This is a genomic window from Desulfosporosinus cupriresistens (genome assembly GCF_001707885.1).
Lineage (GTDB): Bacteria > Bacillota > Desulfitobacteriia > Desulfitobacteriales > Desulfitobacteriaceae > Desulfosporosinus.
This window is the reverse complement of sequence record NZ_MASS01000014.1, coordinates 45,066-62,249: the sequence shown is the minus strand read 5'-3', so window position 1 is coordinate 62,249 and position 17,184 is coordinate 45,066. Positions and strand designations below refer to the sequence as shown.

General features: G+C 42.4%; 15 protein-coding genes. 1 reads left to right on the top strand and 14 read right to left on the bottom strand.

Features of this window, described 5'->3' with window-relative positions; genetic code table 11:
• Nucleotides 1-33: 33 nt before the first annotated feature.
• Entirely contained in the window at nucleotides 34-801 is a 768-nt protein-coding gene (locus DSBG_RS07900; protein ID WP_068963610.1) for a TatD family hydrolase, read from the bottom strand.
• On the bottom strand, nucleotides 798-2,783 hold the full coding sequence (metG, locus tag DSBG_RS07895) for a methionine--tRNA ligase (RefSeq protein ID WP_068963609.1): 1,986 nt from the start codon (nucleotides 2,781-2,783) through the stop codon (nucleotides 798-800). Before metG ends, DSBG_RS07900 begins: the two co-directional genes overlap by 4 nt.
• Before the next feature lie 229 nt (nucleotides 2,784-3,012).
• On the opposite strand from metG, the gene DSBG_RS07890 reads away from it, so the two are divergent.
• Nucleotides 3,013-3,285: an AbrB/MazE/SpoVT family DNA-binding domain-containing protein gene (locus DSBG_RS07890; RefSeq protein WP_009624704.1), complete on the top strand. Its 273-nt coding sequence runs from the start codon at nucleotides 3,013-3,015 to the stop codon at nucleotides 3,283-3,285.
• Between the two features lie 141 nt (nucleotides 3,286-3,426).
• On the opposite strand, the gene rsmI is transcribed toward DSBG_RS07890, so the two are convergent.
• From rsmI to nifJ, 12 genes are all read right to left on the bottom strand, one after another.
• Nucleotides 3,427-4,257 (bottom strand): 16S rRNA (cytidine(1402)-2'-O)-methyltransferase, encoded by an 831-nt coding sequence (gene rsmI / locus DSBG_RS07885; RefSeq protein WP_068963608.1) that lies wholly within the window; start codon nucleotides 4,255-4,257, stop codon nucleotides 3,427-3,429.
• A gap of 39 nt (nucleotides 4,258-4,296) precedes the next feature.
• A complete protein-coding gene (locus DSBG_RS07880; RefSeq protein WP_009624702.1) occupies nucleotides 4,297-4,602 on the bottom strand; it encodes an initiation-control protein YabA in 306 nt (101 codons plus the stop codon).
• Nucleotides 4,599-5,411 (bottom strand): PSP1 domain-containing protein, encoded by an 813-nt coding sequence (locus DSBG_RS07875; RefSeq protein WP_068963607.1) that lies wholly within the window; start codon nucleotides 5,409-5,411, stop codon nucleotides 4,599-4,601. Before DSBG_RS07875 ends, DSBG_RS07880 begins: the two co-directional genes overlap by 4 nt.
• Nucleotides 5,404-6,282, bottom strand: coding sequence for a DNA polymerase III subunit (locus tag DSBG_RS07870; RefSeq protein ID WP_068963606.1), 879 nt, complete (start codon nucleotides 6,280-6,282; stop codon nucleotides 5,404-5,406). Before DSBG_RS07870 ends, DSBG_RS07875 begins: the two co-directional genes overlap by 8 nt.
• 4 nt (nucleotides 6,283-6,286) lie before the next feature.
• Nucleotides 6,287-6,610 (bottom strand): cyclic-di-AMP receptor, encoded by a 324-nt coding sequence (locus DSBG_RS07865; protein WP_282434204.1) that lies wholly within the window; start codon nucleotides 6,608-6,610, stop codon nucleotides 6,287-6,289.
• A 9-nt stretch (nucleotides 6,611-6,619) separates the two neighbouring features.
• Nucleotides 6,620-8,044 (bottom strand): aminotransferase class I/II-fold pyridoxal phosphate-dependent enzyme, encoded by a 1,425-nt coding sequence (locus tag DSBG_RS07860; RefSeq protein WP_176716222.1) that lies wholly within the window; start codon nucleotides 8,042-8,044, stop codon nucleotides 6,620-6,622.
• A 254-nt stretch (nucleotides 8,045-8,298) separates the two neighbouring features.
• Complete coding sequence (locus DSBG_RS07855; protein ID WP_068963604.1) at nucleotides 8,299-8,562, bottom strand: sigma factor G inhibitor Gin; 264 nt, start codon at nucleotides 8,560-8,562, stop codon at nucleotides 8,299-8,301.
• Between the two features lie 50 nt (nucleotides 8,563-8,612).
• Entirely contained in the window at nucleotides 8,613-9,818 is a 1,206-nt protein-coding gene (locus DSBG_RS07850; RefSeq protein WP_068963603.1) for a Ger(x)C family spore germination protein, read from the bottom strand.
• On the bottom strand, nucleotides 9,815-10,909 hold the full coding sequence (locus DSBG_RS07845) for a GerAB/ArcD/ProY family transporter (RefSeq protein WP_068963602.1): 1,095 nt from the start codon (nucleotides 10,907-10,909) through the stop codon (nucleotides 9,815-9,817). The genes DSBG_RS07850 and DSBG_RS07845 overlap by 4 nt, the downstream gene beginning before the upstream one ends.
• Nucleotide 10,910: 1 nt before the next feature.
• Nucleotides 10,911-12,485: a spore germination protein gene (locus tag DSBG_RS07840; RefSeq protein ID WP_141694260.1), complete on the bottom strand. Its 1,575-nt coding sequence runs from the start codon at nucleotides 12,483-12,485 to the stop codon at nucleotides 10,911-10,913.
• Between the two features lie 239 nt (nucleotides 12,486-12,724).
• A complete protein-coding gene (locus tag DSBG_RS07835; RefSeq protein WP_176716221.1) occupies nucleotides 12,725-13,018 on the bottom strand; it encodes a hypothetical protein in 294 nt (97 codons plus the stop codon).
• 405 nt (nucleotides 13,019-13,423) lie between these two features.
• Nucleotides 13,424-16,954: a pyruvate:ferredoxin (flavodoxin) oxidoreductase gene (nifJ, locus tag DSBG_RS07830; protein ID WP_068963601.1), complete on the bottom strand. Its 3,531-nt coding sequence runs from the start codon at nucleotides 16,952-16,954 to the stop codon at nucleotides 13,424-13,426.
• Nucleotides 16,955-17,184: the final 230 nt, after the last annotated feature.

The window sequence follows — 17,184 nt, the reverse complement described above, 5'->3', positions numbered from 1 at the left end:
ATAAAATAAAAAAAGAACCTTCTTGCGAAGGTCCTATTTCCCCAGCCCAAAAATAATTTCTGCGTTACGCATCGTTTGAGAAGCAACGTCTTCAAAAGTCAAATTTCTAATCTCCGCAATTTTCTTAACAACTTCTCGAACATAAGTCGGTTCATTACGCTTTCCACGTCGTGGTTCGGGAGTCAAATATGGGGAATCTGTCTCTACGAGAATCCGATCTATCGGAACATGGCCTGCCACCTCAACCGCATGACGAGCGTTTTTATACGTAACTGGTCCAGCAAAAGAAAGATAGAATCCTAAATTCAAAAGAACATTTGCCATTTCCAATGACCCAGAATAACAGTGGAATACGCCGCCATACTTAGGAGGATTAGCCTTTACAATCTCCAAAACATCCTGATGAGCATCACGGTTATGGATCACAATTGGTAAGCCGACCTCATTTGCTAATTTGATCTGATGAATAAATACCTCTTTCTGAATCGAACGCGGAGACAGATCGCGATAATAATCTAGCCCGATTTCACCCCAGGCCAACACTTTCGGCTGTTTTGCCAAGAATAAGAGCCTAGCCCAAGTTTCATCTGTTGCCTCTTCGGCATTGTGTGGGTGTATACCAATTGCAGCATGAATGAAATCGTAGTCGCGAGCTAACTTTACGGATCGTTCGGAGGAAGAGAGATCAAATCCCACATTCGTCACCCGGGTAATCCCAGCTGACTGTATTCGTTTGATAACTTCTGGAAAGTCTTCTGCGTAACTCAGATCGTCTAAGTGTGCATGTGTATCCCAGATCATTTAACCCGTGCTCCGCCGGGAAGATCTTTGGTGACCATAAGGACTTCCAACACTTCCCCCTGAGAAGCCGCTAATATCATGCCTTGAGACGTGATGCCTCTCAACTTGGTAGGTTTCAAGTTAGCGACCAATACAACATATCGGTTTACAAGGTCTTCTGGAAGATAGTGTTTGGCAATACCTGAAACAACCGTTCGCACTTCGCCAGCAACCTCGACTTCTAACTTCATAAGTTTATCTGTCTTTTCGACTTTCTCTGCACTTAGGATCTTCGCAACACGCAAATCCAATTTGGCAAAATCGTCTATGCTGATTTCTTCTTTGATAGGCTCAAATTCGAGCGCTGGAACAGATTCGATGGTTTCTTTTGGTGCTTGAGTTTGGCTAAGGTTTAGGTCTAGGTTTTGATTTTGGTTCAAATCCAATGTTTTCGTCTCCTCTGCCGTTGTAAATTGAGAAATATCAATTCTCGGGAAAAGTGGTTCTCCCTTTTGCACTTGAATTCCATGCTCTAATATACCCCATTGGTCCGCTTCCTGCCAGCGAATGAGCCCCTCATCTTTGCCAAGAAGCGCGCAGATTCTAGGTGCTAATCCCGGCATAAATGGAGCAGTCAAAACGGCCATAACCCGTATACATTCCACAAATGTATAGAGAACCGTGTCTAAGCGTTCTTTCTGATCCTCATGTTTGGCAAGCGACCATGGAGCCGTTTCATCGACATATTTATTACAACGAGCCACAAATCGCCAAATTTCTTCGAGTGCTCGGGCGGGATCGAGTACTTCGAGGCTTTTCTCGACGGTATTCTTGATTTCCCGACTTAATTCTTTTAATTCCCGCTCAAGTGCGCCTTCTTGCCCAGTACGAGGAACAATCCCTTTACGGTACTTGACCACCATAGCCAGACTCCGAGATACAAAATTCCCTAAATCATTGGCCAGATCACTGTTTAGGCGTTCGACCACGTTATCTTCAGAATATGTACCATCTGATCCCACTTGCATTTCACGCAACAGGAAATAACGGATGGCATCTGAGCCATATCTTTGAATCAACTCAAAGGAATCCTGCACATTTCCCCGCGATTTCGATATTTTGCCGCCTTCCTTACTCAAGTACCAACCATGACCATAAATAACTTTAGGTAGAGGAATATCTAAGGCCAGCAGAATAATCGGCCATATTACAGCGTGGAAACGGACAATATCCTTGCCCATTATGTGTACATCAGCGGGCCAGTAACGTTTATAGTTTTCTCCATCAGGGTAGCCCAGCGCTGAAATATAATTAATCAAAGCATCTAGCCATACGTAAACAACATGTTTTGGGTCAAAAGGCACTTTGATCCCCCACTGGAATGTAGTTCGTGAAACACAAAGGTCTTCTAAGCCACCCTCAATAAATCGCAACATCTCGTTACGACGGGAAATCGGTTGGATAAATTCTGGATGGTCTTCAATAAATTTGAGCAAAGCACCCTGATATTTTGAAAGACGAAAGAAGTAACTTTCTTCTTTCAGTAATTCCACATCTCGACCACAATCCGAATTAGGGCATTTACCTTCAACTAATTTGTTTTCCATCCAGAAAGTTTCACAAGGAGTACAATACCAGCCCGAATACTCTGATTTATAGATATCGCCTTGTTCAAATAGTTTGGTAAAGATTTCTTGGACAACATCTTGATGACGTTCCTCTGTTGTCCGGATAAAGTCATCATTAGAAATATTTAGGGCTCTCCATAATTCTTTAAAGCGTTCAACGACGCCGTCAACATAAATTTTAGGGTCTGTATTATGTGCTTCCGCTGTTCGTACAATTTTCTGGGCGTTTTCATCCGTACCAGTTAAGAAGTAAACGTCATCCCCTAGTAATCTATGGTAACGGGCGAGCACGTCTGCTGCAACCGTTGTATAAGCAGTTCCAATGTGCGGACTTGAATTCGGATAGAAAATCGGAGTAGTTATATAATATTTCACCTTTAAGTCTCCCATCTTAATATCTTTGATTAGTAGTATAGGAACTCAGATTTGTCAAGTATTCCCACAATTAAAAATTTATATGTAAGGACCCTTTATCTTGTTTATTGGGTATACAATAAACAAAAAACCGAAAAAAAATTGGTTGACTTTAAATGGAACGATTGGTATCATAAGTCTGTAGTTTCCTGTCGAATGTTGTTGTAAAGGGAGAGGGGTCAATCAGATGATGAAATCAACTGGAATCGTGAGAAAAGTAGATGAACTTGGTCGTATTGTTTTGCCGATTGAGCTTCGCCGTACTTTAGGTATTGACGAAAAAGACGCTCTGGAGATTTATGTGGATCAGGAAAAGATCATTCTTAAAAAGTATGAGCCCGCTTGTGTATTTTGTGGTAATGCAAGTGATATTCAACTTTTTCATGGCAAGAATGTCTGTCGTGAATGTGCCGTTGCTATGGGAGAAACCGTGACAGGAAATGTTGATTCAAAAGCTGTTTAATTCTTTAAACTACTTACTTACTTACTTACTTACTTACATAGAAAGAATCCGCACGGACTGTCAGATCCATTGATCAATTTAACTTTGAAGGCCTCTAAGGCCTTCTTTTTTATATCTCTGGCCTCTGATCTCCACCCCCTGTTAGTCATCCAGGAACGCTTGGTAAACCTCTGACTTTTTTACCCCATAGTGCTTCGCAACTTCTTTCATGGCATCTTTCTTACTCAACCCTCGGCTAATTCCTTCTTTGACTTCTTGGCACCATTCTTCAGGCCCTCCAACTGGCTTAGAAGGAATATACGGTGCAATAACGATACAGCACTCTCCTCTTGGTGCTGTGATCTCAAAGGCTTCTTTTAACTCTAAGACGGTTCCTTTATGCACCTGCTGATGTAATTTTGTCAACTCGCGTACAACCGCCACATCCCGTTCCCCAAAACACTCTGAAATTCCTTGTAAAGTCGCTACTAAACGATGAGGGGCCTCATAAAAAATCTGCGTCTGAGGAAGATTAGCCAGTTTCTCAAGGTCTTTTCTCCTTGCTCCAGTTGTAGCAGGCAAAAATCCGTGAAAAGCAAAATGCTCTGTCGGCATTCCCGATAACACTAAAGCCGTAAGTGCTGCATTAGGTCCCGGCAAAACATCGACCGGAATATTCTCTGCAAGGCAAAGACGAATTACTTCGCATCCCGGATCTGAAATCCCTGGTAACCCCGCATCAGAAATAAGCGCGATCGTTAGACCGTTTTTCAGTTTCTCCACCAATTCAAGGGATTTCTTCTTTTCGTTATGCTCGTGATAACTGGTCATATGGGTAGTAATCTGGTAGTGTTGCATAAGCTTTCGAGAATGCCGTGTATCCTCAGCCGCGATCAAGTCAACTTCCCGCAACGTATCCAATACTCGCACTGTGATATCACCCAAATTTCCAATCGGCGTTGCACATACATACAACGTACCTTTAGCCAACATACTTTTGACTCCTTGTTCTTCGAAGATTCTCATGGTTAATTAATCTTTCCTCAAAAAGCCCATACAGAACAGGCAATCCCCTTCTAGCGGTTGCCCAAAATGCAGGTGGCAGACATGGAAGCCTTCTTGATACAGGCGCTCAAGATTATCATGGGCGACGCCTTGAATGTGTTCAGCATTGGCTATAACACGTTCAGTTTCTTTTTCGGGAAGGGTCCATTCCCGTTTTAACTTTATGTTTTCTTCCTCCAACGCTTGAACATAAGGCTTTAAACGATTAACCTCTTCGAGAAGAGAACGCAACTTTTCTTCCACTTCTGTAAGGGCCTGGGTCAACTGACTCATACTCTCTCACTCTTTCCTTTGGGCTTTTCCCCTTTCCTATTGCGTTGCACTTTCCCGTCGGGTTTAGCCGAGAAGGCGCTTTCCGCACGAGGGTTCAGGTCATCCGAAGCTTCAAGCATCTTTTCCCCATCTTGAGCGTTATGACGTGCGCAATGCTCCTTATCTTCAGATTTGTAACAACCATTTTCATACTTAAGGCAACACATGAGTCGACCACAAATTCCGGAAATCTTAGTTGGATTAAGCGAGAGTTTTTGATCTTTAGCCATTCTTATCGAAACTGGCTCAAAGTCTCCTAAGAAGGAAGTACAACAAAGAATTCGTCCGCAAGAACCGACTCCCCCGAGCATTTTGGCTTCGTCACGTACTCCAATTTGACGGAGCTCTATCCGCGTCCTAAATATTGCCGCTAAATCCTTCACCAATTCTCTGAAGTCAACTCGTCCCTCTGCCGTAAAAGAAAAGATAATCTTATTTCCATCAAACGTGTATTCGACATCAACCAATTTCATTGGCAACTGATGTTCTGAAATTTTCTTTAAACAGATTTGAAAAGCTTCTTTTTCTTTAGTTTTATTTTGTTCTACAAACTGTTCATCCGCCGTTGTTGCCTTACGCATGACCTGTTTCAATGGTAGAACCACTTCTTCGTCAGCAACTTGACGAGGGGAAATGACCAATTCCCCAAATTCAATACCCCTTGCTGTTTCAACAATTACCTTATCAGATGCAGCAAGTGTAAGGTCTCCCGGAGAGAAATAATATATTTTCCCAGCGTGTTTAAAGCGAACGCCTACAACCTCAATCACAGAGAGCCCCTCCTTGTTGAAATAATTCTAATGCTAACACTTCAATCACAAGTCTCGGATTTACTTGTTGTCGTAGTACATCTGTAGCTTTTCCGATCGCCAAAAGCTCAAAAGGACGAATAGTACCTTTTTGAATACCCTCTTGTGTCTGTACTGCCATGACTTGCAAATAAAGAACGGCTTGATTCTTATCAATCGGGAAAAGAGAAAAGAGTTGAAGGAAATCTCTTTCTTCTATCGCAGTTCGAAACTTCTCGACCCATTCTTGCACCATGGGTACACCCTGCTCAAGAATAGCAGTCGCTAGATTCTGATTTTTCCCACTTAAACGAAAAGCCTGAATAGCTTCTTGTTGATCCACTTCTCCTAATCCCGTCAGCCAATTTTCTTCGGAAAGATTAGGAAAATAAACAAGCTGTGCACGACTCTGTATTGTGGGCAAAATTCCTTCCGCATTTTCGGCACTTAAAATAATAATCGTCCGTTCCGGGGGTTCTTCAATGACCTTTAACAGTGCATTTGCAGCTGGCAGCGTCACTGAATCAGCATGCTCAATTATAGAAACTTTATAGTTTCCCTCATAATGCTTACGGTATACCTTTTCTTGCCAAGTAAGGACCTGCTCAATCCCGATCGTCGTTTTAAGCGGTTTTAACCATAAAACATCCGGATGGTTTCCGCTGAGAATCTTACGACAAGCTGAACAACTCCTGCACGGCCCCTCCGCTGAAGGCTGACTACAGTTTAAAGTCTGCGCTAACCGTAGAGCCACCTTCCTCTGATGCAAAGCACTTCCTCCATGAAACAGTAAGAGATGTGCTAATCGGTTTTCACGTGCCGCCTTTTCTAAAAGTGCTAACTGTAGATTCATATCGTCACACCTTAAAAAACTGTTCAACATCCAAAACAAATACTGTAGCTCCACCGACTGGGACTTCTATCGGAAAAGGAATATGGGTATCCACTGGCCCCATGATAGGCTGGGCCTGCGTCAAGATCTCCTCACGTTGGTGACAGGTCTCGCGGATCATCGATAGGAGGCCTTCTAATCGTTGCTCCTCAACCCCAAAGAGCAACGTCGTATTACCCGAACGCAGAAACCCCCCCGAACTTGCCAGACGCGTTGCCCGCAATCCCTCTCGTGTCACACATTGCAGAAGTCCACCGACATCTTTGTCCTGAACAATCGCAATCACCATCTTCACCCTTTACCCCTCCTCTACAACCCAAATTGTTTGGCTTGCAAAACCGTCCCAACCTTGCCATCGCCCCTCTCTCACAGCGAGTAGCGTACTCAGCACTTCGTGGGTCATTTGTTCACCCATCACAATGACCGGAATCCCCGGTGGATAAAGTGAGATCGTTTCTCCAACAATATGACCTAAACTTTCCTGAAGAGGGATTTGACGTTTATGTGCAAAAAAAGCGTCCCGTGGAGAAAGCACCAAATGAGGCAAAGGTGGAATTATAAACTTATCGTTTCCCATTCGCTCTCTTGATTCAGCAGAATGAACCGAATGAGCAAAACTTACTAAACTTTCTAACCCCTTCGTGAGCCATCGGATATCCTCCGGCATGTTCCCGATTCCTAACATGAAGAGAATGTTTTCCTCATCCCATAACTCTGGTTCAATACCGTAACCTTCTCTCAGATATTCCACACAGCGAGGGGCAGAAACACCCAACCCTGACGTATTAATCAAAATTTTTGACCAATCTACCTTATCAATACCATAAGACCCAACATCTTTTTCAGAGAGAATACGGAGGCGGTTCTCCACTTTTCGATGTAACACTTCAACTTCTTCTTTAAGACACCTCCAACGTTCAAAATCCAGAGCAAATTCTCCGGCCCGTTCCAACGAGGCCAGAAGTAAATAACTCGGGCTTGAGGATTGCAGGAGTTCAAGACTTTGCCTTAAATGGCTACGAGAGACTCTATGCCCTTGAACATGCAGCATAGCTGACTGAGTCAAAGCACTTAACGTTTTATGACAACTATGTAAGACAAGATCTGCGCCAAGCGTTAAAGCACTTGGGGGAAATAGCGGCCCCAGAAAATGCGACCCGTGTGCTTGATCAACAAGAATCGGTGTACTAAACCCCAAACGCATTCTTTCATCTAATAGTTGGTTTAACTCAAAGGCTGTTCCATAATAACTGGGATACGTGACATGACAAGCAGAAACCGTTTGCCAAGGAATCTGTTGCTTCTCTAAGTTTAGCCCTAATGGAAGGTTAAAATCCGGATGAATTGTAGGCATAACATAGTCTGGTTTCAATCCGCTTAAGACCAATGCCGACATAACGGAACGATGGGAACTTCTCTCCACGACAACACGTTTATCTGCTGTGTCCTCTAAAGCGAGAAACATTGCTTGATTTCCGACCGTTCCCCCATTAATAAGGAAAAATGTTTCCTCCGCCCCGAAGATACCCGCCGCCTGTCTTTGTGCCTCAGCAATTATCCCACTTGGTGAATGAAGCATATCGAGTCCCGGAAGCTCGGTTAAGTCAAAACCTAAAAAATCTATGCCATTAAAAAACTCCTGTCGACCTTTATGGCCAGGAGTATGGAAAGAGCAAAATCCTTGTTTTTGATAACGACTCAATCCCTCTCCAAGATCACCCACCAATGAACCCCCATTCACCTGATCTGCCACGCTAATAATATAGTCTACACATGGTATTCCATCCATTTTATCATAAGTTAGGAAATTTTTCATCCACATTGGTTAACCCGCGATATATCTAACATCCCGGGTTTATCCAATGTGATACATTATAGGAGTTTGGGGGCATAGTTTATATTTAAAGATCCCCCTGTCCATCAATTACTAAATAACATGTATGAGACTATAAATAGGCTCAAAGTCGAAAACTTAAATTAAAAAAGAAGCCCTTTAACTAAACATAAAAATTCTTGATATTCGGGAGAGTCTTGTTCAGCGGTGAACAGCTCGTGCTGACAATCTGAACAGAAAAACATCCCCTCTACCCGAAACCCATCATATAGCCCATTTTTAGGAACCTGTGCACAGCGATAACACACTGGCAGAACTTTTCCCTCGTTCAGAACAATTTCCTGAGCATTAATTTTTCCATCAATCTCTGTAGGGCTTGGCAACTGTGTATTGATCGTCTTAATCATCTTGATATTCCCCCTATTTACTTCTACTCCTAGTCTTACCTCTCTCCATTTTAATTAGTCATCGCATTGCTGCTTGACATTCCCGCATGATGTATTGTGACTTGCACATCTAGCGATATTGGGAAATCCACAATCTTCTCCTGCCACTGCTCTTTCACTGTCTTCCAATACGCAGAATTTTTCTGTTCGATGTGTCGGCCAATTCCTAAAAAGTCAAGTCCCAATTCTCTTTGTTTCTTAAGAGAAAGCATACATTCTTCCTCGATCTCTTTAGCAAAACTCTTTTCTGCCACTTTCATGAGATCTATCCATTCCGCTTCTGAAAGCTGTTTCTTTAAACCCATAACTTCATCAACCGTAATGCTTGCTTTGATCTGATATTGAAACACTTTTGTTCCATTATTATCTTTTACTTTATACTTTGTTGTTGATTTCAGGACTTGCCCTCCAAAGTTAACCTCACTTTCTCCCATACCTACCGTGTTAATTAAGCGATGTACAACATTGTTCTCAAGCCACATATACCCTTTAGTTTCTTTATCCGTAAGAAAATCGACCAGACGATCTCCTTTTAAAACCCCCGCACCTTGGATATGTATCTCTTCACCCTCCTTTCCATCTTTGTATTCAATACCTCCTTCTCCTGACTTTAGACTGCTAACTACCGGGATAATTGGGGCCGTAATTTTTGTCCCTAAAACGGTAAGATAATGTCCTAAACGAACTGTCGGAAACGTCGATAAGTTTTCCCCTTGCTCCATGTGATTTTTTATACTCATGGCAGGCAGTTGTCCGTTGCGCAATTTCAAATTCAAGAAACTTTGCGCTTTTCCTTTGACTAAAACCAAGAACATTGTCCGACGAAATTCAGAATAACGTTGAGTAAAATCCAAGATATCATTGAACCCAGCTTTTGCGGCATCCTCACCAATAACAATCACCTTCAAGGAACCCATAAACGGAATGCGATTTGAGATTTTATAAACCTCCTCATACGCTTCTCTGGCGCTCGAGGCCTCAATACTAAATGTCCGGTCTTCAACTTCTGCCGCAGTTGTCCCACCTTGTTTCGGCCTTGCTAATTGTTGAGTAATCAGATAAGTCCCTGGTTTTTTCCCCAGATCCAAGCCTACCCCAATGAGGGGAGCCAATTCCTCGACTTCCGTCTTTCCCCAGCATCCCGATAAAGACAACAGACAGATAATCAGGCTCAATATTAGCCCTAGATTACGTTTTGCGTTTCTTTTACTTTTCATTGAACACCTGCTCCCTTCTTCCAACGCGAGACTCCCCAAAGGGTAAGTATCCAAACAGATGTAAACGGCAAAATGAGGTAATTATCAATGAACCCAATTTCAACTAATAAAGAAGCTCCCCTTACAAACCCGAAAGCAATCCCCATGAATACCACAGAAATTGCGACATTCCATTTCAATCCTTTCAAGTTAAAAACAGTTTCTAAGCCCCAAGTCACTGTGAAGAAAAAGGCGCTGACCTTGATGACTAGTGAGCCAAACCAAACACCTAAAAATAAGGACTCAACGCCAGCAACTGTCCGACTAATTTCCACCATCTTCCCTAATACAAGTAAACCATAAGTCATTCGAATTGTTTCCGTGGGTCCAAAGATGAGAATTTGCATTAGGACAACTAACATGTTTAAAATTCCTACCAAGAAAACAGCTCGCCAGACGCCTGTCTTTAATTGTCCAAGCTCTTTCCTACCGGTAGGCAGAAAGGTAAGGAGTCCTCCTAAAAAAAGAATATATTCCATTGCAAATGGGGAAACTTTGACCCCCCCTTCAAAAAGCGGTCCTAATCCCTCGCTTAAAATAGGCAGAAGTTCCCCCTGTTCAACCCGCGGTATAGAAAGACTAAGATTCAAAATTAGCGCAATCACGATTCCTGGAAAGATTACCTCAGAAAAGCGCGCAAATACTTCGATTCCAGAATTAACCAAATAAAATACAAGTAATACTCCGCCTAAGTAAAACAACCCGATGGGAGTTAAGGGCATTACGGAACGCTCATAAATATCCCCCGCTTGAGCCAGTAACAAACCACCAAAATAACCCGTAATTAAAATATATATAATGCCAATAATTTTACCGATCCATTTGCCAAAAAGTATTTCTGAAATCTGCAACAAATTTTTGCTTGGATATTGGAATAGAAGGGAAAAGACCATTAAAGCGTAAGGTATTGCCACGGCGAATCCCGGCAAAACAGTCATCCAGCCGTCTCTGCCACTGACTCCGGTAACCAATGACGCTATTGGAAGAAACGTTGTACCCAGGAGGACGGCTGACCCTAAAATCATGAATTGGTGCGGAGAGATTCTTTCCATGTTACCCTTTACCTTTCCCTCCTGATTTGGGCTCGTCAACATCTAGAAGTTGAGGACGACGTTTCATTGCCCACCATGGTGCCCGTACAAACGTATCTTGCAATAAAGCTCGGATTCGCAACGGGGCAAACGGGCTAGTATACGGCACTCCAAAAGAACGGAGACTTAGGAGATGAATTAAGCCTGCATAAAGACCGACAGATACTCCAAAAAAACCAAGAATTCCTGCTAGAATCATTAATGGAAAGCGAGTGAGCCGAACGGCCAGACTTAAATCGTAGTAGGGGATAGCATAGCTTGCTACAGCTGTAATACCAATGACGATAACCATCAAAGGACTCACCAAACTGGCCTTCACTGCCGCATCTCCCATGATAAGTGCTCCGACAATACCAATTGTCTGTCCAATCGGTTTTGGTAAACGGAGCCCCGCTTCTTGTAATATTTCTAAAACAACTGTCATAATTAAGGCCTCTAATAGGGCCGGAAAAGGCACTCCTTGACGACCTGCCGATATACTCATCAAGAGATCTGTCGGTATAATTTCCTGATGAAACGTCGTAACTGCAATATAGACGCTAGGGGCCAAGACGGCAACCATTGCGCCAACATAACGAACAAAACGAAAAAGAATTGCTGTCATGGCTCGTTGGTAGTAATCTTCATTCACATTTAAAAACTGAGTTAGAATTGCTGGTAGCACTAATACAATAGGGGTTCCATCAAGAATAATACCTACTTTCCCTTCGAGAAGCTTTCCTGCTAAGACATCTGGGCGCTCTGTATAGGCAATCTGTGGAAAGGGAGAATAGGGAGAATCTTCAATCATTTCTTCAATATATCCATTCCCTATAACCCCATCCATTTTAATCCTGCTCAATCTCCTCAGAACCTCTGAAACAATATCCGGACTTGCGATTTTATCCATATAGGCAACCACAAGATCAGTATTCGTTAAATCACCTATTTTTAAAGAAATTAAACGTAAAGATGGGTGTTTAATCTTGCGCCGCAATAGAGAAGTATTAATTCGGAGCGTCTCTGTAAATCCTTCATGCGGCCCTTTGATCACCGATTCCGCGACGGGTTCATTAATGCCAGAATTAGCCCACCCTCTGGCCCCAAAAACGAGCGCTTCTTTAGACTCTCCGAAGAAAATAACCGCATCTCCGGACAAAATCGCATTAATTGCTTCTCCCATTTTAGAAACTTTTCTAAATTCAAGGCCTGGAAGAATACTCTGGAGTGTTTTATCAACGACATTTGCTATTGTCAGTTGGGCCATTTCGGGATGTCCTGCCAAATCCACCATCAGTGTCTTTAAAACAAAGAAATCAAGTTGATTTTTATCCACCAGCCCATCGACTGCTGTTAGCATACAAGGAATACGCTCTTTTCCTTGGAGGAAAAATTCCCGGAATACAACATCGCTACTCTTCGATAAGATTTCCTTCACTGTTTGCCCTGATAAAGGCTTATTCATATCCTCGTCAAAAGAATACTCGGGAGATTTTCGTACCTGCTGTACCTTAGGGCGAATAGTGAGTTCTTTAATCATTTTTAACCAACTGGGCACCTTTTCCCCTCCTTATCAAGTTTATTTTGTCCGACAACAAGTTGATTATGCGCAAGTCTTTGGCCCTCTTCACCATTAGAAAAAACCTAACCCCTAAGTCCATTAGCAGTTACAGGACAATAAAATAAGAGCATTTCACTACTACTGTGTGTGAAACACTCTCCAAAATATTACAAAAGGCAATCATAATAAAATTTAATGACAAAATGATAATAACCTGCACATATATTTGTACAAGTTTAGAAAAGGCGAAGTAACAATGCTGTCGCTCCAAGAGAAAACTGTGAAAAAAGATTACCCGCAAGGGCATCATCAAATGATGAGGTTTGTATTATCATCGGGTAGTAATAATAAGCTCTAAATACGATGAAAAGAATAGTTTCAAAAAATAGGGTTGTTCCAGTTAAAGTTAAGTAATAAGCTAAAACAAACTTTCGCTTTTCTTGCCTGACAAAAACAACGATTAATTCCACAACTGTTAAACAACTCAGTAATATATACCAGATTGTATTAGACCAAAAAAAGTTTCCCATAATGATACATCTCATCCCCACATTACTTTCTGTACTTCTAACTATAGATCATCGATCCGATAGATTATAGAATAGAACAGGATTTACCTTTTATTTTCTGGTACTTAATCCTATTCTATACTGCTAATCTGCTGGTTTCTCTAAAATATAATAAGATAGCCTCTTTAGGGTAAAATCCAGCTTGCTTAAAAATAGCGCGCTCTTTCATAAACCATTTGTTCGTCGTGCATAGAACAATAGCGGATGAGGTGCTCCAAATATTTATGCCCCTAATGTGATTCATGGAAACCAATGGATGCCCGAGTGTCCCCCTAAATTGCTAGTTTATGCTTGGCAAAATAAAAGAAAGAGCAGGGTTAGCTGCTCTTCCAAATCAATATCTATGAAAACTAGTTGATTAAATTTTTAGTCCCACTTTTGGTCAGCAAGACGTTTGTAGGAATCATAACGCATCTTAGCGTATTTTTCAGCCCCCACAAAGAGTTCCTCTGCACTTTCCGGGAAGGTATTTAGCAAGGAAGAGTAACGTACTTCGCCCATAATAAACTCACGGAAGGAAGTCGTAGGTTCTTTGGAATCGAGGCTAAATGGATTCTTACCTTGTTCCATCAAGTCTGGGTTGAAACGATAAAGATGCCAGTAACCGGATTCGACCGCTTTCTTAGCCTCTTGGACACTCTTAGTCATTCCTGCCTTGAGACCATGGTTAATACAGGGAGCATAAGCAATGATCAAAGAAGGTCCTTTATAGGCTTCTGCTTCTTTCATAACTTTAAGAGTATGAGCCATATCTGCACCTAAAGCGATTTGGGCTACATAAACATAACCATAACTCATGGCAATAACACCTAGGTCTTTTTTACGAATCTTCTTGCCTGCTGCCGCAAACTTAGCTACTGCAGCACAAGGCGTAGATTTAGAGGATTGTCCACCAGTATTAGAGTAAACTTCAGTGTCAACAACTAGCACATTCACATCTTCTCCGGAAGCTAAGACGTGGTCTAATCCCCCGAATCCGATATCATACGCCCAACCATCTCCACCGATAATCCACTGAGATTTTTTGATGAGATGATCTTTCTTCGCTGCAATTTCAGCAAGGACTTTGTTATCGCCAGCGTATCCTTTGAGACCCGCCAGAATCTTTGTGGTTGCCGCCTTGGAGACATCTGCATCATCGGAACCTTCGAGCCATTCTTGGAAAGCAGCTTTGAGCTCAGAACTAATTTCAAGTTCTAGCGCTTGATTCATCAGATCAGCTAGTTTTCCACGTTGTTGACTAACGCCCACGGACATACCATAACCAAACTCGGCATTGTCTTCAAATAAGGAGTTAGCCCAAGTCGGGCCTTTGCCTTCTTCGTTGGTTGTATAGGGAACTGCAGGAGCGCTTCCAGACCAGATAGAAGTACAACCCGTAGCATTAGCAATCATCATACGGTCGCCATAAAGTTGGGTAATAAGTTTGATATAAGCAGTCTCCCCACAACCTGGGCAGGCTCCATTGAACTCCAGTAAAGGCTGAACAAATTGGCTAGCTTTAACTGTCGTCAAGTTAAACAGGTTGCTCTTATTTGTAAGAGTAACTGCATACTCCCAGTTTCCAGCTTGACGTTCGACTTGTTCAGCTGCTGGTTCCATGACGAGAGCCTTTTCTTTAGCCGGACAAACCTCTGCGCAATTGCCACAACCTGTGCAATCTAAGGGACTTACTTGAACACGGAATTGCAGACCAGTCGCCTCTTTGCCAGTCGCTTTCTTAACTGCGAAGGTTTCCGGAGCGTTTTTGACTTCTTCCTCGTTCAATAGGAACGGGCGAATCGCTGCGTGTGGACAAACATAAGAACATTGGTTACACTGAATACATTTATCCATCTGCCACTCTGGAACAATGACAGCAATGCCCCGTTTTTCGTAAGCAGCAGTTCCCAACGGTACTGTTCCATCTTCACGGCCAACGAAAGTACTAACTGGGAGATTGTCTCCCTCCATAGCATTCACTGGACGAAGAATATCAGTTACGTAAGCAGGCTCGTTAACCGTTGCAGCAGCTTGAGCTTGCGCATTGTCTGCATTAGCCCAGGAAGCAGGTACTTCGACTTTAACAAAGGAAGACACTCCTTGATCAACCGCCGCAATGTTCATGTCCACAATGTTTTGGCCCTTCTTACCATAGGACTTCACAACAGAAGCTTTTAGATAGTCGATGGCCTCTTCAACAGGAATAACATTGGAAAGTTTAAAGAAAGCAGCTTGCATAATCATGTTAGTGCGAGTACGGAGTCCAATTTTGCCAGCAATTGATACAGCATCGATAATATAGAAGTTGACATTATTTCTAGCAATAAATTGTTTCATGGCAGCTGGAAGTTTTTCTTCCAATTCTTCCATTGTCCACTGACAATTCAAAACAAAAATGCCATTCTTTTTAAGACCTTTTAATAGGTCATATTTGTAAACATAGGATTGGTTTGAGCAGGCAATATAATTTGTACCTGTCACATAATAAGGTGATTTAATTTCTTTCTTGCCAAAACGAAGGTGGGAAATCGTAATTCCGCCAGATTTCTTACTGTCGTATTGGAAATAAGCTTGTACATAAAGCTTTGTATGATCACCAATTATCTTAATCGCTTGCTTGTTGGCACCGACAGTACCGTCTGAACCGAGTCCCCAGAACTTACAGGAAATTGTTCCTTCGGGAGCGGTATCAATCGTTACGTCTTCAACTAAGGAGGTATGGGTTACATCATCCACGATCCCGATAGTAAAGCTATTTTTCGGGCTTTCAGACATGAGGTTTTTGTAGACAGCCAGCACTTGAGAAGGAGTTGTATCTTTAGATCCTAAGCCATAACGACCACCGACAATTACCGGTTTTATATCGCTCGCATAGAAAATTTCATTAATATCTAAATAGAGTGGTTCACCCGAGGAACCTGATTCTTTGGTACGATCAAGAACCGCAATTTTCTTAACGGTTTTGGGCAACACTTTGAAGAAGTAATCACTAGAGAACGGACGGTACAGGTGAACTTTAACGACCCCAACCTTCTCTCCTTTGGCTACCAGGTAATCAATGGTTTCCTCAATCGTGTCGCAAATTGAACCCATCGCCACGATAACATACTCTGCATCTTCAGCGCCATAATATTGGAAGGGGTGATATTCTCGACCAGTGAGTTTCTTATATTCTTGCATATAATGCTCGACCATGTCAGGAATCGCATCATAGAAAGGATTGGATGCTTCACGGCCTTGGAAATAGATGTCAGGGTTTTGAGCTGTTCCGCGGAGAACTGGACGCTCAGGATTTAAAGAACGATCACGGAAGGCTTGAACTGCCTCCATGTCGACTAATTGAGCAACTTCTTCATATTCTGGCACTTCTATTTTTTGAATTTCATGAGAAGTGCGGAATCCGTCAAAGAAATGAAGGAAAGGCACGCGAGACTTGATCGTGGCTAAGTGGGCAATAAAGCCTAGATCTAATGCCTCTTGAACACTATTTGATGAAAGCTCAGCAAAACCAGTCGCCCGCACTGACATAACATCCTGGTGATCGCCGAAAATCGAAAGTGCGTGGGTTGCCAAGGCACGAGCGCTCACATGGAATACGCACGGCAGAAGTTCACCAGCAATTTTATACATATTAGGGATCATTAGAAGTAAGCCTTGTGACGCTGTATAAGTAGTAGTTAACGCTCCAGCCTGGAGTGAACCATGTACTGCACCAGCAGCACCAGCTTCAGATTGCATCTCTACCACTTTAACAGTTTGTCCAAATACATTTTTTCTTCCATGAGCAGCCCATTCATCGACTAATTCAGCCATCGTCGAAGAGGGGGTTATCGGGAAAATTGCGGCAACTTCCGTAAACGCGTACGACGCGTGGGCAGCCGCTTCATTACCATCCATAGTCTTCATTTTTGCCATTATTTCGTACCCTCCTAATTATGTAATTAATTTAACTTTGAGACTTTGTGGACGGTGATCCCCGCTCTATTCCCCAAGTCCAAGTGTTAGAATTTAGTTTGTGAAAAGTTAAACAATTTGGTTGAGGATCAATGGTCTGACCACCTGACCGTTCTCTTATATAGCATAGCATAACATTCGCATTTCTACAAAAAAAATATAATTCACAATCTATATCTTTTATACCGTTC

Bases quoted from the DNA above. Each gene is read 5' to 3' on its own strand.
- rsmI (WP_068963608.1), bottom strand. From the start codon at position 4,257: ATGTTGGCTAAAGGTACGTTGTATGTATGTGCAACGCCGATTGGAAAT.
- DSBG_RS07835 (WP_176716221.1), bottom strand. From the start codon at position 13,018: ATGGGAAACTTTTTTTGGTCTAATACAATCTGGTATATATTACTGAGT.
- DSBG_RS07900 (WP_068963610.1), bottom strand. From the start codon at position 801: ATGATCTGGGATACACATGCACACTTAGACGATCTGAGTTACGCAGAA.
- DSBG_RS07880 (WP_009624702.1), bottom strand. From the start codon at position 4,602: ATGAGTCAGTTGACCCAGGCCCTTACAGAAGTGGAAGAAAAGTTGCGT.
- DSBG_RS07865 (WP_282434204.1), bottom strand. From the start codon at position 6,610: ATGGTGATTGCGATTGTTCAGGACAAAGATGTCGGTGGACTTCTGCAA.
- DSBG_RS07870 (WP_068963606.1), bottom strand. From the start codon at position 6,282: ATGAATCTACAGTTAGCACTTTTAGAAAAGGCGGCACGTGAAAACCGA.
- DSBG_RS07850 (WP_068963603.1), bottom strand. From the start codon at position 9,818: ATGAAAAGTAAAAGAAACGCAAAACGTAATCTAGGGCTAATATTGAGC.
- DSBG_RS07855 (WP_068963604.1), bottom strand. From the start codon at position 8,562: ATGATTAAGACGATCAATACACAGTTGCCAAGCCCTACAGAGATTGAT.
- DSBG_RS07845 (WP_068963602.1), bottom strand. From the start codon at position 10,909: ATGGAAAGAATCTCTCCGCACCAATTCATGATTTTAGGGTCAGCCGTC.
- DSBG_RS07890 (WP_009624704.1), top strand. From the start codon at position 3,013: ATGAAATCAACTGGAATCGTGAGAAAAGTAGATGAACTTGGTCGTATT.
- nifJ (WP_068963601.1), bottom strand. From the start codon at position 16,954: ATGGCAAAAATGAAGACTATGGATGGTAATGAAGCGGCTGCCCACGCG.